This window comes from Vibrio albus (assembly GCF_003144035.1).
In the GTDB taxonomy this organism is placed as follows: Bacteria; Pseudomonadota; Gammaproteobacteria; order Enterobacterales; family Vibrionaceae; genus Vibrio; species Vibrio albus.
The window spans coordinates 265,213-280,327 of record NZ_QFWT01000005.1 but is presented as its reverse complement, the minus strand read 5'-3'; the positions used below and the strand labels follow the sequence as shown (position 1 = coordinate 280,327).

General features: G+C 48.2%; 12 protein-coding genes. 3 read left to right on the top strand and 9 right to left on the bottom strand.

The genetic code is table 11. The features are described from left to right. Positions 1-246 precede the first annotated feature (246 nt). The 7 genes from DI392_RS11160 to DI392_RS11135 form a co-directional block, all read right to left on the bottom strand. A complete protein-coding gene (locus tag DI392_RS11160; RefSeq protein ID WP_109319987.1) occupies positions 247-1,767 on the bottom strand; it encodes a DHA2 family efflux MFS transporter permease subunit in 1,521 nt (506 codons plus the stop codon). A gap of 14 nt (positions 1,768-1,781) precedes the next feature. Then, a complete protein-coding gene (locus DI392_RS11155) occupies positions 1,782-2,846 on the bottom strand; it encodes an HlyD family secretion protein (RefSeq protein ID WP_109319986.1) in 1,065 nt (354 codons plus the stop codon). 36 nt (positions 2,847-2,882) lie between these two features. Next, positions 2,883-3,299 (bottom strand): MarR family winged helix-turn-helix transcriptional regulator, encoded by a 417-nt coding sequence (locus DI392_RS11150; protein ID WP_109319985.1) that lies wholly within the window; start codon positions 3,297-3,299, stop codon positions 2,883-2,885. 175 nt (positions 3,300-3,474) lie between these two features. After that, positions 3,475-3,606: a hypothetical protein gene (locus tag DI392_RS19930; RefSeq protein ID WP_281259828.1), complete on the bottom strand. Its 132-nt coding sequence runs from the start codon at positions 3,604-3,606 to the stop codon at positions 3,475-3,477. A gap of 136 nt (positions 3,607-3,742) precedes the next feature. Next, positions 3,743-6,901, bottom strand: coding sequence for an efflux RND transporter permease subunit (locus DI392_RS11145; protein WP_109319984.1), 3,159 nt, complete (start codon positions 6,899-6,901; stop codon positions 3,743-3,745). Continuing rightward, the gene (locus DI392_RS11140; protein WP_109319983.1) at positions 6,898-8,235 is read right to left on the bottom strand and encodes an efflux RND transporter periplasmic adaptor subunit; all 1,338 of its coding nucleotides are present in this window, start codon (positions 8,233-8,235) and stop codon (positions 6,898-6,900) included. Before DI392_RS11140 ends, DI392_RS11145 begins: the two co-directional genes overlap by 4 nt. A 187-nt stretch (positions 8,236-8,422) precedes the next feature. Next, the gene (locus DI392_RS11135; RefSeq protein ID WP_109319982.1) at positions 8,423-9,175 is read right to left on the bottom strand and encodes a DeoR/GlpR family DNA-binding transcription regulator; all 753 of its coding nucleotides are present in this window, start codon (positions 9,173-9,175) and stop codon (positions 8,423-8,425) included. Positions 9,176-9,403: 228 nt separating this feature from the next. Between DI392_RS11135 and DI392_RS11130 the strand changes: the two genes are divergently transcribed. From DI392_RS11130 to DI392_RS11120, 3 genes are all read left to right on the top strand, one after another. Continuing rightward, entirely contained in the window at positions 9,404-10,381 is a 978-nt protein-coding gene (locus DI392_RS11130; RefSeq protein ID WP_109320056.1) for a Gfo/Idh/MocA family protein, read from the top strand. 57 nt (positions 10,382-10,438) lie between these two features. Then, positions 10,439-11,503 (top strand): beta-propeller fold lactonase family protein, encoded by a 1,065-nt coding sequence (locus DI392_RS11125; protein WP_109319981.1) that lies wholly within the window; start codon positions 10,439-10,441, stop codon positions 11,501-11,503. 89 nt (positions 11,504-11,592) lie between these two features. Continuing rightward, positions 11,593-12,867, top strand: coding sequence for a DEAD/DEAH box helicase (locus DI392_RS11120; protein ID WP_109319980.1), 1,275 nt, complete (start codon positions 11,593-11,595; stop codon positions 12,865-12,867). 73 nt (positions 12,868-12,940) lie between these two features. Here DI392_RS11120 and gnd read toward each other — a convergent pair whose 3' ends face one another. Together gnd and pgl are read right to left on the bottom strand one after the other, a co-directional pair. Further along, positions 12,941-14,389: a decarboxylating NADP(+)-dependent phosphogluconate dehydrogenase gene (gene gnd / locus DI392_RS11115; RefSeq protein WP_109319979.1), complete on the bottom strand. Its 1,449-nt coding sequence runs from the start codon at positions 14,387-14,389 to the stop codon at positions 12,941-12,943. Positions 14,390-14,401: 12 nt separating this feature from the next. Continuing rightward, the gene (gene pgl / locus DI392_RS11110) at positions 14,402-15,115 is read right to left on the bottom strand and encodes a 6-phosphogluconolactonase (RefSeq protein ID WP_109320055.1); all 714 of its coding nucleotides are present in this window, start codon (positions 15,113-15,115) and stop codon (positions 14,402-14,404) included.

Sequence of the window (15,115 nt, the reverse complement as noted above, 5' to 3'; positions counted from 1 at the left end):
TTAAAATAGGTTATGTGATTTAAAACTCTTAAAGTTAGTTCTTTAATGCTGAAAATGGCGTTAATGACTTTTAGTCTTTATCAGCGTAAACACCTGCAATATTAACATCAACACTAACAAAAACAGTGTTTTATCCTGTAAAAATAAAATATAAGGCAGATGAAGGCAGAGAAGCAGAAAGAAGGTAAACACCCCGTGCTACAGAGCACGGGGAATTAAACGTTTAGAAAATTTATCTGATGAATGTTAACGGTAGTCTGGTCTGCGCAGAAGCAATAACAGCGGTATCATTGCCATACAGACAAACATCATCAGGTAAAAATCCTGCAGATACCCAAGAATCGACGCTTGAATCGTTACTTCACTATTCAGACTGACGAGTCCTGCTGTAGAACCGGTATCGTATACGCCTTTTGTTACTGCATCATTCAGTGCCGTGTTAAATGGCGTGATATATTCCGAATAAGCAGCATGGTTTATTTGTGTACGATGTGCCAGATAGGTAACGACAACAGAAATTCCGATACTACTACCAATATTACGGATCAAACTATACAGTGCGGTTCCTTCATTCCGGTAGTGCGGAGCTAACGTCGAAAACGTCAGAGTAGATAGTGGTACAAAAATCAGCCCTAAACCTAACCCCTGAACAATGCCGGTGCTGATGATATCCCAATCACTGATATCAACAGCAAACTGTGTCATTTCCCATAAGGAAATAATCATCAGAGCCAGCCCGATGGTAATAAGAAAACGCAGGTCAACTTTATTGACCAGGCGACCGACTATCATCATTCCCACCATGGTTCCAAACCCTCTCGGGCTCAGCAACAGCCCAACATCCAGTACAGGATACCCCATCAGATTTTGTAAAAACGGTGGAAGCAAGGCCATGGTTGCCAGCAAAATCACTCCCATCATAAATGCAAACAGCAACCCAATCACAAAGTTCTTGTCAGTAAACATTTTAGGATCGAGAAACGGAGCCGATTTTGAGGTAAACATATGTACCACAAACATATACAGCGCAATTGCCGCCATAGCTGCTTCAATCACGATTTCAGTGCTGGAAAACCAGTTTTGTGACTCACCCCGATCAAGAAACATCTGCAAACTACCAATTGCGATAGCCAGCAAGGTAAACCCGAACAAATCAAAATAACGAGTCGGATCCAGTTTGGTTTCTTTCACAAAAGTAGCAATACCAAAACAGGCCAGCATGCCAAAAGGTACGTTGATATAAAACACCCAGCGCCAGTTATAATACTCCGTCAACCACCCGCCCAGAGAGGGGCCCAAAATCGGCCCGACCATAACACCTACCCCCCACATCGCCATCGCTGAGCCATGTTGTTTCGGCGGATAGGTATCCAGAAGCACGGACTGAGAAAGTGGTACCAGACTGGCACCAAAGATCCCCTGCAGCAGACGGAATATCACTATCTGGTCTAAAGACTGGGCCGCGCCACACAACACTGAAGTCAGTGTAAAGCCGATCACCGAATAGATGAACAGTTTCTTACGTCCCATTCTGGCGGCGAGCAAAGCCGTCAGAGGCATCGCAATTGCCGAGGCGACAATATAGGAGGTCAACACCCAGGATATTTGATCCTGAGTGGCATTCATTGCTCCGCGCATATGTGGTAACGCCACATTTGCAATGGTGGTATCCAATGCCTGCATAATCGTTGCAAGCATGACAGACAAAGTGATAAACCCGCGCTTTCCGGACTCCTCCGTGTCTGGATTAATTATTTCAGCACTCATCTTTCCCCCCTTAATTAAAGAGACAGATGGCGTTTATATTGCGTATCAACGGTGACAACCGCGCTCAAACCAGCCCTGAGTTTCGGAGCATCAGCTTCGCCATTAATACGAATACGGACAGGTAGACGCTGAGCAATTTTCACCCAGTTACCGGTCGCATTTTGTGCCGGGATCACCGAAAACTCAGAGCCTGTTGCCGGGCTCATACTCTCGACCTTACCCTGCCAGATATAGTCATCAGCATAATCGACTTTGACTTCTACCTGCTGACCTACCTGCATATGACTGATCTCGGTTTCGGTAAAGTTAGCCTCAATCCATACATTTGCATCAGATATCAGCATCATTGCCAGACTTCCGGGAGCAATATACTGACCATTTTCGACCACTTTAGTAACTACGCCATTATCTGGTGCATAAACCCTTGTATGTTTTAAATCGTTTTCTGCTTTATTCAGCGATGCTAGTGCGCTCTGATACTTCGGATGAATGTCAATTGGTGCAGAAACATTGCCCCCCAGACTTTCTGCTATCTGTTTCAGCTCCTGATTTAACGCCGCAATCTGTAGCTTCTGCGTTTGAGTTTCTTGTTTAGCCGCATCAAATTCAGACTGAGAAATATAATCCTTTTTTAACAGATTATATTTTCGGGTCTGCTCTTTCTTCAGGTATTCATACTGGCTTTGTGCCACTTTTATATTTGCCAGCTTACTCTGATATTCCGCTTTTAGGGTCGTCAGGCTGGTTTTAACATCATTCAGATTCGCTTTTGCCAGCTCGACCGCTATTTCAAAATCTTTCGGATCAATTACAAACAGCAATTGCCCTTCCTGTACATTCTGATTTTCTTCCACCAGCACATCCGCAATACGGCCTGATACCACGGAAGTCACAGAGGTTTTATCCGCTTTGACATAAGCATTATCGGTTTCAACATACCGCCCGCCCTTCAAGTATACAACGACACTGCCTAACACAATTAATAACGGCACAACAAATAACAAAACCATACGCTTTGCTTTACGGTTAGACTTTCTTAATGTTGGCTCTTTGGCTATTTCTTCTTTTACATCTGACATACGACTTTTCCGGCAATACAATTCAAAATAAAGTAATTACGCTAAGTTTTTATGGATACGTTTAAGTGTGCTCATAAACTGTTCGATATCTTTATCTGGTATCCCTTCTAATATCCCCGACCACACCTCGTCGCTTACTGCTCTCAACTGCTCAAGCTGTGGCCTGGCCTCAGGCGTCAGAAAAATCTGGTGTGCTCGTCTGTCATTCGGGTCCCGACGTCGCTCCACCAAACCTTCTTCAACCAGTGAATCAATGGTCCTGACTAATGTCATCGGTTTGATTTCCAGCAATTCAGCCAGCTCAACTTGTCTGATCCCCTGGTTACGGTCTATCTGTGCCAGTGCCTTACCCTGACATAGCGTAATACCGATTAATCCTTCTTCTTCCTGATAACGTTTACGTACCAGGCGTGATACGTCCCATAAGAGATATCCGATTGACTGTTGACTCATAGTGATGACTTTCCTGAGGATAAGAGAGATAACTTAGCTTTCGCCACATATAATAAGCTTTACTTACTATATGTAAACAATATTAAATTCATTGATTCGATCTTTTTTTAAAAGTAACGGGATAACAGTAGGTTAGAGAAGAAGTGATGAATAGGTCATTTCATAACAAAACCATTTACAATAAGTGGGTGGCATCCACTACCACTAACTCCACACCGTACTTTTCCATCTGCCTGACAATGTTTTCCGGTGGCCGCTGGTTGGTAATGACACAGTCGATATCAGACCAGCTGCAAGACTGGAACATGAGTTGAGTGTTGAATTTTTTTCAGGAGTAATACAAATAACCTGCTTTGACTGCCGGTTTCCATCTTTTTTACTGCTTAACCTGAACCCGGGAGAAAAAGACGTCGCTTGGTGGCGACGCCCTTGGTAGACAAGACTTAGCCGACGTGCGATTCTTCGGCGACGTGTAAGACAGCCTGCTCAGGCTGAACCTTTGCCTTTTTGTCAAATATACGGTGAATCATCCGGTCAAATAAGGCCTTTATGCTTTCTATATAGCTGAGAAAACAAGGCACTATCAATAGCACCAGTACTGTACCAAAGCTGAGGCCAAAGGCCAGGGAAGTGGCCATGGAACGCACCAACTGAGCGTTGACAGATTGTTCAAATAGTATAGGCAACAAACCGCAAACAGTGGTCAGCGTTGTCAGGATCACGGCGCGAAAACGCTGCACTGAGGCTTCGACGATGGCCGCTTTACGTTCCATACCCTCTTCTTTAAGCTCACGGTAACGACTTACCAGAATAATAGAGTCGTTGACGATAATACCGCCCACGGCAAACAGACCAAATATGGACAGCATATTGAGATCCAGCCCTAAGACCCAATGACCAGCTAAAGCTCCCGTAATACCTAAAGGAATAGCCAGGATCACGGCAATAGGCCAGCTCCAGGAAGCAAAGCTCCAGGCCAGGATAAGGTAAATCAACACCAAAGCGGCGATTGCGGCGGTAGTCAAATTGCGTTGCATCTCGGCCATTTGATGATTGTTACCGGTAAATCTGGCTTTTAGGTTGTACCTGTCCAGGATCTGAGGCAGCACCTGATCGTAAATTTCCTTCCTCAGTTCATTCATTTTGGTGTCATCCGACACCAGCTTGGCACTGACCTGCACACCCATCTCGCCATTTCTGTGATACAGACTGGCACTGCCCTGATCCGATGAAAATTCGACCAGGGTTCCGAGCGGAACCAGTTTTCCTTGTGGCGTCATCACCGGCACCTGGGCCAACATATTCAGGCGTTCTCGATCCGCTTCGGGCAGGGAAATGATAAATTCCATTTCCTCACCGTAGCGGACAAACTTTTGGATCACCTTACCGTCCAGAGCTGTGCGGATCTGGCGGCTGATATCCGCCGCACTGATATTTAACGCGCGCGCCGCTGGTGTTAACGAGAAGTTTAACTGCTCTTCTCCTTCCCCCAGATTATCCTCGATCTCCTGCAACTCTGGATAGCGCGCCAGTTTATCCTGCAGATCCCGCGATGCCTGCTCCAGCGTCTCCAGCGGCACATCGCCGGCCAGAAATAATCTCAGCTGATTAGCATCCTTACTGCCGCCGCCGCTTTCACTGCCCATATAGATACGAGAGATCCAGGAGTTGGCGTCCAACCGACTTTTCCAGGCTTTAAGGAAACCATTATTGGTGATCTCACGCTTATCCCTGGGCGTTAAGGTAACCAGCATATTCAATACGTTGCCATGGTAATCGCGGCTATCGACCACGTTCTTCACCAGCGTTTCATCAGGGGCAATCCCGGCGTCTGTGGCGGTGAGCGCAACCATGGCTTGTTCGGCAAAGGCGTCTATTTCCGCTTCCGGCGTACCGGCGACAAACCGCATCCCGGTCCAGATCTGATCGTTTTCAGCATTAATATTCTGCTTAAATCCGATCTGACCACTGCTTACCATTCCGATCATCACGATCAGAGATGTCAGGGCAAGCGAAACGCTGAGGAAACGAAATTCGAGGGCAAAGCCAGCCAGCTTGCGATAGGGTCCCTGCCGCAGGCGCTCTATTCCTCCCTCCAGCGCCTGACGAAAACGACTGGGCTCGGCGTTTTCCATCTTTTCAAAACTATGCCGCAAGTGGGCTGGCATGATCACAAAACACTCGATCAGGGAAGCGACCACCACACAGATGACCACCAGGGGAATAGGCTTAAGTATCTGTCCTTCTGCCCCAGGCAAAAACAGCAAGGGAGAGAAGGCGGCGATTGTGGTCAAAGAAGACGCCATTACAGGTCCAAACATGCGCTTAGCACCAAGCCAGGCGGCCTCTTGCGGGGAATGTCCTTTTTGATAGAGGGTCAGCGACTCCTCGCCCACCACAATGGCGTCATCCACGATAATGCCCAACGCCATCAACATGGCGAATATGGTAAAGAAGTTCAGCGTCTGATCCTGGCCGTAAAGGAGCGCCAGACTGGCCAGGATGGAGACAGGCACGCCTACCGCCGTCCAGAAGGCGACGCGGCGGTTCAGCATAAAGAACAGCAGCACCAATACCAACAACAGCCCTATCAAGGCGTTACTGAGTAACATTTCCTGACTTTCCGCCACATATTCGGCCATGCTGAAGATCTCTGTCAGCTCTATGCCAACAGGCAGCTCAGCTTGGGTCTCGGCCAGCCATGGTTTGACCCAGTTGGCTATAGTAACCGAGTCAATATCTTTTGAACGATACAGGATCAACTCAACTGCGGTCTTGCCATTAACCTGTAAACTGGTTTCTCCAGGGACGGTTCTGCGCTGCAACTCTGCCACTTCCCCCAAACTGGTTTCACCCGCCTTCGTGCGGATCGGAAGCCGGGCGATCTCAGCCAGTTGGTCACTGAACCCCTGACTGCGCAAGGCGCGGCGTTCAAAGCCTTCGCCCACGCTGCTGGCGGAGTAATCCCGGTTCTTGGTCGCCACCTGATCCGCCAATTGGCTCAGGCCCATATCCATAGCCTTAAGTTGTTCAACCGGCACGGACAGGCGCATTTCTTCTCGCTTCAGACCGGACAACCGAACCTGGGGAACGCCCAAGGCCAACAGCTCGGCTTTCAGCTTGATCGCCAACGGCCTTATCTCATCCAAATCGCCATCCGTCGTCAGCGCCAGATTGAACACCGTTTCTTTAAACTCGCTCTTGCGAATATCGGGTCGCTTGGCCTCCGCCGGCATATCTGGATAGCCATCCACCACTTCCTTGACCTGGGTTAACGCATCGGTCAGGTCAACATCATGCTCAAACTTCAGCCAGAAGTTCACCCAGCCCGAGTTACTGGACGAGGAAACCTGATCCATGCCTTCCAGCGGCTCCAGCCGATTGCTTAACGGTTTGGCCAGCCAGCGCGCCACATCCTCGGCGCTGGCACCTGGCCAGGCGATACTCATATTGATCTGCTTGGGCTGAATTTCCGGCATAAAGTTCTGCTTCATGCCCAGCGCACCCACCAAGCCAAAGCCGATCATGATCAGCATAAGGATATTAGCGGCCACCCTGTGTTTAACGAAGTAGGCAAACAAGCCCTGTTGCATCTGCATCATGCCTGAGTCTCCTGTTGAGGCGTGGCACCTTGCTCTGCCGACTCAGACTTGATTTCTGGCTCAGTAGCTTCGGGCTCCTCACCTTCAATCGCCACTTTCATACCGGAAGTAACATTCGCGATTCTGGTATTGAGCAAACGCTGGCCGTCATTTAGGCCTTGGCCGCGCACCAATACTGTTGGCGTTTCAACATCCGCCTGGTGGGCACCCAATACCTCCACCGTCAGCTTTTTCAATTCACGGGAGTCTTCGTTGATCAAATAAACACGTGTTTCATCAAACAAGGCGCTGCGCGGCAAAGCCACAACTTGAGCCAATGACGGCAATTGCAACTTGAGTCGCACCGCCTGGCCTGCCAGGACAAGTTCAGGCTGATCCAATACGCGGAAATAGGCGGTGCGGCCAGCGGAGCCAGCGGTCAATTCGCCGGCAAGGCGCACCAGCTCCAGCCGTAGATGCTGCTCGCCGACCTGTATGTAGCCTTGGGCCGGCAGAACTTCACCATTAGGTGAGAGCAATTTACTGTAGATGCGTGCCGGCAGCTGAGTCTGTACTTCTTTATGCCCCGTATCCAACAATTCAAGCAGACGCATACCCACGCTGACGTTTTGCCCCGGCTGAGGTAAGGTACCCACCAACTGACCGGTAAATGGAGCCGTAACCAGGGTGCTCGCCAAGTTGCGCTTCAGCCGGACCACTTCCGTCTGCCCTAATTTTAACTTAACTTGCAGTCTATCCAGGCGCGCCTCATGGTTTTCAATTTTTGCTGCCAAACGCTGCAATGTCAGTTCTTGATTCGCGCTGTCTTGAAACTTTTGCTCCAGCGCTTCGTCAGATAATAACTTCAGCTTGTTCATATGCCTGAAGGCATCAAGTTGCTTTTGTTTGCTGGCCAGAATACGTTTGAGTACTTCCATTTCTTTACGATCTTGTTTGTCTTCCTGTTGCGCCTGGCGAATATCGGCATGGACAGCATCTATTTCCAACTGTTTGCAGTCCAGATTTTGTCGCGCTTGATAAGGATCTATGTTCAGCAACGCTTGTTTCTCTAACACCCGCTGACCTTCTTTCACATCCACACTAAGCAGACGCCCCGAGATCTCACTGGAAATCAGATGGCGACGCGGTGCCGCTACTTTGCCAAATAACTCAACTTCAGGATGATAGTTACCATGAGCGACTTCGAATACATTCACCTTGTAGCTTTTTTCTTCTGCTTCTTTCGCTACCTCTGGTTTACTTTGCATCATTTGTTGTACAAACACACCTGCGCCCGCCAACAACAGAAGAGGCAAAACACCCCTGACAAACAAGCGGAACCATTTATTTTTCATCACTCCCTCTCAAAATGCGCATATAAACCAGATGCACATTAACAAAAGCCTCAATGAAAAGAATTAAACAATTTATATTTTGTAACCATTGTAATACTCTGAAACATATCGGCTTTTTATGGATTCTGGACTGATTCAGCCAACCTGAACAGTCAGTCCAACCGCGTTATGGTATCCAGAGAGCTAATCAGCCTTCCACTATCATCAATTCAACGTCGTACCTTTCCAGTTGACTGACAATATTTTCCGGCGGACGCTGGTTGGTGATAACGCAGTCGATATCAGACCAGCTGCAAGACTGAAACATAAGCTGAGTGTTGAATTTTTTCTCGGTGGTAATACAGATAACCTGTTTCGACTGCTGAGCCATGGCAACTTTAAGATTGGCGTCCATCTCGGTATCCGTCGTAATACCAGATTCAGACAGTGCACTGACACCAATAAAGGCTCTGTTAGCCTGATATTTTTTTATCTGTTCAATAGTCACATCACCTAACACTGCGTGAGAAAAGTCATCAAACATTCCCCCTAACACACATTTTCTTATCTCGGTTTTACTGCTTAACTGACTCAGGCTTTCAAGCGAATTAGTAATGACACTTACAGGCACATTCAGGCAGCCAGCCAATAAAGCGCCCGTGGTACCGGCATCAATGAACACAATGTCATGCTCTTCCACCAGCGATGCGCCATAAGCAGCGAGTTTCTGTTTAACCGGGTCAGACTCAGCCCGCTCACTGTATGGAAGACTCGCTTTTTTCTCATCAAGAATAGCCCCGCCCCGGATGCGCAAAATCCCTGGCCGTTTGGCCAGCTTGACCAGATCGCGGCGCGCTGAATCATAAGAGATCTGATACTGCTGACAAATATCTTCCAGCGTCACTTTTCCCTGGCTGTGGATCCGCGCCTCCAGCTCAATCAAACGTTCATCCTGAGTCATCTATTCCCCCTGCATCTTCCACTCTACGCTGCAGTATACCTTAAACATTTTACTGCGACACTTCCTTTCACGCACAATCACTTACCAAATAGGCTCTCAAACCCTAAATCGGTAAAATATCCCTTAACTATGCGTGAAGTCTTGTAGAAGAATAAATTCACTTGACATTTGTGTGGTACAAAGGCAAATTCACTTACGTGTTTTTAAGTTAATGTAATGGAATTTGAAATGCGAGTTGGAATTGTCGGAGCAGGAAATATCGTTAAGTGGTGTCTGGATGCACTGAACAACATCCAGGAAATCACATGTGAAGCCATTTGTGTCAGAGAAAGCAGTGCCGAAAAAGGCCAGGCACTGTGTGATGAATACACCATCAATAAACTTTACACCGATTATGCACACATGCTTAATGACCCAGAGATAGATTTTATCTATTTGGGTATCCCCAACAAACTGCATTATGAGTACACCTTGTCTGCTTTAAAGGCGAACAAGCATGTTATCTGTGAAAAGCCGTTTACGTCAGATGATCAGGAGTTGATTGAACTCACCGGGCTGGCGAAAGAAAATCAATGTTTCTTGTTTGAGGCGATTACCAACATCTACGCCCCTAACGTTCAGATTATGAAAGAGTGCCTGGCAAAAATCGGCCCTATCAAATTTGTTCAGAGTAACTATTCCCAGCTATCCAGTCGCTATCATCAATATCTGGAAGGTCATGTCCACCCCGCCTTTGATCCGGCAATGTCGGGCGGGGCTCTGTATGATATCAATATCTACAATATTCACCTGTCATGTTATCTGTTTGGTGCGCCGGAACAGGTCACTTATACCTGCAATAAAGGCTTTAACGGTATTGATACCTCCGGTGTGATGGTCATGCAATATCCTGACTTTATTTCTGTCTGTACAGGTGCGAAAGATTCTGCCAGCCCCGGTCAGGTTGTGATTCAGGGACTGGACGGCTGCCTGACGCTCACCAGCCCCCCGAATGTGGCGGCATCAGTAGAGCTAGAGGTTAAAGGTGAAAAACAGTTCTTCAACGCGAATCATGCGGACAACCATATGGAATACGAATTCCGTCACTTCTATCAGATGTATTCTGAAGGCCGCTACGACGAATGCTACCGCTATCTGGAGCACTCTGTAGCCGTTATGCAGATCCTGACTCAGGGCAGAAAACAAGCCGGTATCGTTTTTCAGTAACTAATGCCTGTATAACGAAAGCGGGATAAGAGCGCCCCCCACACACAAGGACACACAATGGTTAAAGAAACACTTGTTATCACTTACGGGGATAATAAAGCACAAGGCCGTGGACTTTACCGGGTATCCGTTGACGATGGGCAACTTGATGCCCAATACGTCTATTCATGCACGGAAAAGCCGGGAGCGATTATTCGCTACGATAGTAGTAACAACGGCAAGGATAACAAGTGGCTGCTTTCTTTCCGGGATGAGAAGACGTCCAGTTCGGGCCTGCGTGTCCTGACTTCTGATGATGGTGACTTGGTCGTAGACAACGACTATTCCGTTCCCTATTTTATCAGCTCATTTTCCCACCTCTGTCCCGTCACTGAGCAGGATCACGGTAAGCAGATGCTGGGCTCTTCTTTCCATGACGGAGTCGATACGCTACTGCTTATTGACGATGTTATCCGGATGACAGATGTTACCCCACATACCTACCGTCCACGCAGTGACGACATTCGTCAGGCTGCCTGTCATCCGCATCATATTAGCCAGTTCAGCGACGAAGCATGGGCCTGTTCTGTTGATATGGGCACAGACAGCGTGTGTCTGTATTCTTTACAGGGTGGACACTTAACTATGATTGATGAAAGAGCCATTGACGCTCCTTTAGGGTCGGGCTCACGCATTATGCGCCTCGGAAACCATAGCCGCTTTGCCTACCTGCTAAGCGAAATCAGCAACACTGTGACTGTTTACAGTATTAGCCGGGAGCCGGACACAAAGCGACCACTATTTACCGCCACCCAATGTGTGCCAGCCACTCTGGAAAACGCAGAAAGCAGTGCCGCAGGATGTGTCATCACTGAAGACGGGCAATTTCTGCTGGTGTCTAACCGGGGAGAAGACAGTATCGTTCTGTTTAGTATCGATCCGGATAGCGGAATACTCACATTATGTGATCGGCTCTATTGTGCGCAAACGCCCCGGGATCTGACGCTGATGGGATATCAGGCCATCATTGCCGCTCAGGATGCACACTGCCTGCAGTTAATCCAGATTGATGCAGAAACCAGAACTCTTCACCTGATTGATACTGTTAATGGCATTCCACAACCAGTGGGGTTCGTACAGTAATAGATTAAACACTCTCCAGGCCACGCCCTAGTTACCCGGATGATTCTCTGCTAATATCGCGCCTCCTTTCCCATGTCGCAGGTATTACCATGTCATCCAGCACTATCCGTTTTTCTCAGCTCGGACTTGATTCACGAATAACGGACAAAGTCGCAGAGCTGGGATTCCAGTCCCCGACCGACATTCAGGCGCAAGCCATTCCTATTGTTCTTGAAGGAGAAGACCTGCTGGCGGGAGCTCAAACAGGCACGGGTAAAACAGCGGCATTTGGTCTTCCCCTTATCCATTCTCTGTTAAACAGCGACCCTGCAGACAATATGCCTGTCAATGGCGTCCGGGCACTGATAGTGACACCAACCAGAGAACTGGCTCAGCAAGTTTTTGATAACCTGCTGAGTTACGCTGAAGGGCTGGAACTTAAAATAGTCGTGGCCTACGGCGGTGTTAGCCTGAATCCGCAGAAAGAAAAGCTCAGGAGTGGCGCAGATATTCTTGTCGCGACCCCCGGACGACTGCTTGATCACGCTTATAACAAAACGATGGATCTGCGCTTTTCGGAAACTGTGGTATTTGATGAAGCAGACCGCATGCTGGATATGGGCTTCCTGCCGGATATCCAGCGCATTCTGAAAAGACTCCCGGAAAAGCGTCAGACATTGCTGTTTTCAGCAACCTTTGACAAAAAAGTGAAGACGCTGGCATACCGCTTACTGACTACACCGAAAGAGATCCAGATTCATGCACAGAACAGCGCCGCAGAATCCGTCTCACAGATTTTGTATCCGGTGGATAAAAAACGTAAACGAGAACTGCTGTCCTATTTGATTGGCTCACGAAACTGGCAACAGGTACTGGTATTTACTAAAACCAAAGAAGGCACGGATCGTCTGGTAAAAGAGCTAAAACTGGATGGCATTAAAGCGGCTTCTATTAATGGCGATAAAAGTCAGGGAGCACGGCAAAAAGCACTGGACGACTTTAAAGCCGGTCAGGTGCGTGCGTTGATAGCCACCGATGTCGCAGCCCGAGGGCTGGATATCAGCGAGCTGGAATGTGTGGTGAACTTTGATATGCCGTTTAAAGCTGAAGACTATATCCACCGTATTGGCAGAACAGGTCGTGCCGGTAACAGCGGACTGGCCGTATCCTTGATGAGCAGAGATGAAGAACCTATGCTTGCGGCCATAGAGACCCTTATCGACAAACGAGTACCACAGGAGTGGCTGGCCGGTTTTGAACCGGGAACAGAAGTGATTACAGAAGATCAACCGCGCTCCAGACGCCCTTCGCGCTCAGCCGAAAAACGAAAAATGAAAGCGAAGCTGAAAATACACCAAAACAGGGGCAAACACCGCCCACGTTAGCCACTTTGGTGAAGCTAAAAAGAAAAACAAAAAATACCGCGCCGAAACGCGGTATTTTTATACTTAACTTAAATTAAACGTCGTACGTGGTAGAAGAGGTATCGCCCCCGGTTCCCGTCCAGTTGGTATGGAAGAACTGACCACGAGGCTGATCAACACGCTCATAAGTGTGCGCACCGAAGTAATCGCGCTGAGCCTGCAGCATATTGGCAGGAAGACGAGATGTGGTGTAACCATCCAGGAAGGCCAGTGCCGATGTCATGGTTGGCATAGGCAGACCAATTTCCAGCGACTTAGCGGCCACTTTACGCCAGCCAGCCATACCTTCAGTCAGGATGGTCTTAAAGTAAGGGTCTAAACCCAGGAACTTCAGGTCCGGATTGGTTTCGTACGCATCACGGATATTGCCAAGGAATGCGCTGCGGATAATACAGCCACCGCGCCACATCAGAGCAACATTACCGTAATTCAGTGACCAGTCGTTTTCTTCTGATGCTTCGCGGATCAGCATAAAGCCTTGTGCATAAGAAATGATTTTAGAAGCCAGCAGAGCCTGACGCAGAGCATCCACCCACTCTTTTTTATTTCCTTCCACTTTGGCAATGGTTTTGCCAAACAGTGTTTCAGCTTCAATACGCTGGTCTTTCAGAGCAGAAAGACAACGGGCGAAGACAGACTCGGTAATCAGCGTTAGCGGAATACCCAAATCCAGAGCGTTAATACCCGTCCATTTACCGGTACCTTTCTGACCAGCCGTGTCCAGAATCTTCTCAACCAGCGGCTCACCGTCTTCATCTTTATAGCCAAGAATGTCGGTGGTAATGTCAATCAGATAGCTATCCAGCTCTGTCGATTTCCACTCTTCAAAAATGGCCTGCATTTCATCATAAGAAAGGCCCAGACCTTCTTTCATAAAGTGATACGCTTCGCTGATAAGCTGCATGTCACCATATTCAATCCCGTTGTGCACCATTTTCACAAAGTGGCCGGCACCATCTTTACCAACCCAGTCACAGCACGCTTCGCCGGCATCGGTTTTCGCAGCAATCGCCTGGAAGATAGGCTTCACATGCGGCCAGGCTTCCGGCGAGCCACCCGGCATAATGGACGGACCGAAACGAGCACCTTCTTCACCACCGGAAACACCAGTACCAATGTAGTGCAGACCTTTTTCTTTAAGCGCTGCTACTCGGCGGTTGGTATCCGGATAGTTTGAGTTACCGCCATCAATGATGATGTCTCCTTCATCCAGCAGAGGCACCAGTGCATCAATAAAGTGATCCACCACATCGCCGGCACGTACCATCAGCATGACTTTTCTTGGCGTTTCCAGCTTCGCCACCAGATCTTCCAGCGAGGAAGCCCCAATAATATTGGAGCCTTTTGCCGCGCCTTCTAAAAATTCGTCCACTTTTGATACAGTACGGTTAAATGCGACTACTTTAAAACCGTTGTCGTTCATATTCAGGATCAGGTTTTGTCCCATCACCGCCAGGCCAATTACGCCAATATCACCTTTCATTTCTCGTTCCCCTTATGCCAGCAATTTTGCGGCTGCTGAGTCCAGATACCACTCTGTTGTGCCTCGTACAGATTTTACTTTTGCTGCCGGATACGGTAGTTCTTCTTCTGGAGTGTCATGAATTTCTTTCAATACTTCTGCTTTGCCCTCGCCCAACACCAAATAGGTGATACGGTCAGCATTGGCCAGAAGTCGCGCGGTTTTAGAAATGCGCAGTTGGCCGCTTTCCGGATGTGACGCAATCACTGTCAGATTTTCATCTTTAAAATCGGTTTTATGCGGGAACAGTGACGCCGTATGGCCGTCACCACCCATACCCAGCAGGATCCAGTCAAATGCCGGTAACATACCTTTATGTGGAATCACGGCATCCATTTCATTACCGAAACGAATCACTTCTTTTTCCGGATCTTCCTCACCGCGAATGCGATGAATATTATCCTCAGGCAGGTTTACTTTACTGAAAAGCAGAGTATTCGCCTCTCCGTAGTTACTTTCAGGATCCGTTGGTGCAACGCAACGTTCATCCCCCCACCAGAAATGCAGATTCTGCCACTGGATCGTGTCAGCGTACGGAGCCTGAGCAAGGGTCTTGAACAGCAGTTTAGGTGTGCTGCCACCCGATAAAGAAATATGGACCGGACGGCCTTCTTTACTCATCGCCAACATGGTCTCTGCCAGAGAAGTTACAACCGCTTCAGGGGTTTCAAATAATTTATAATCCAT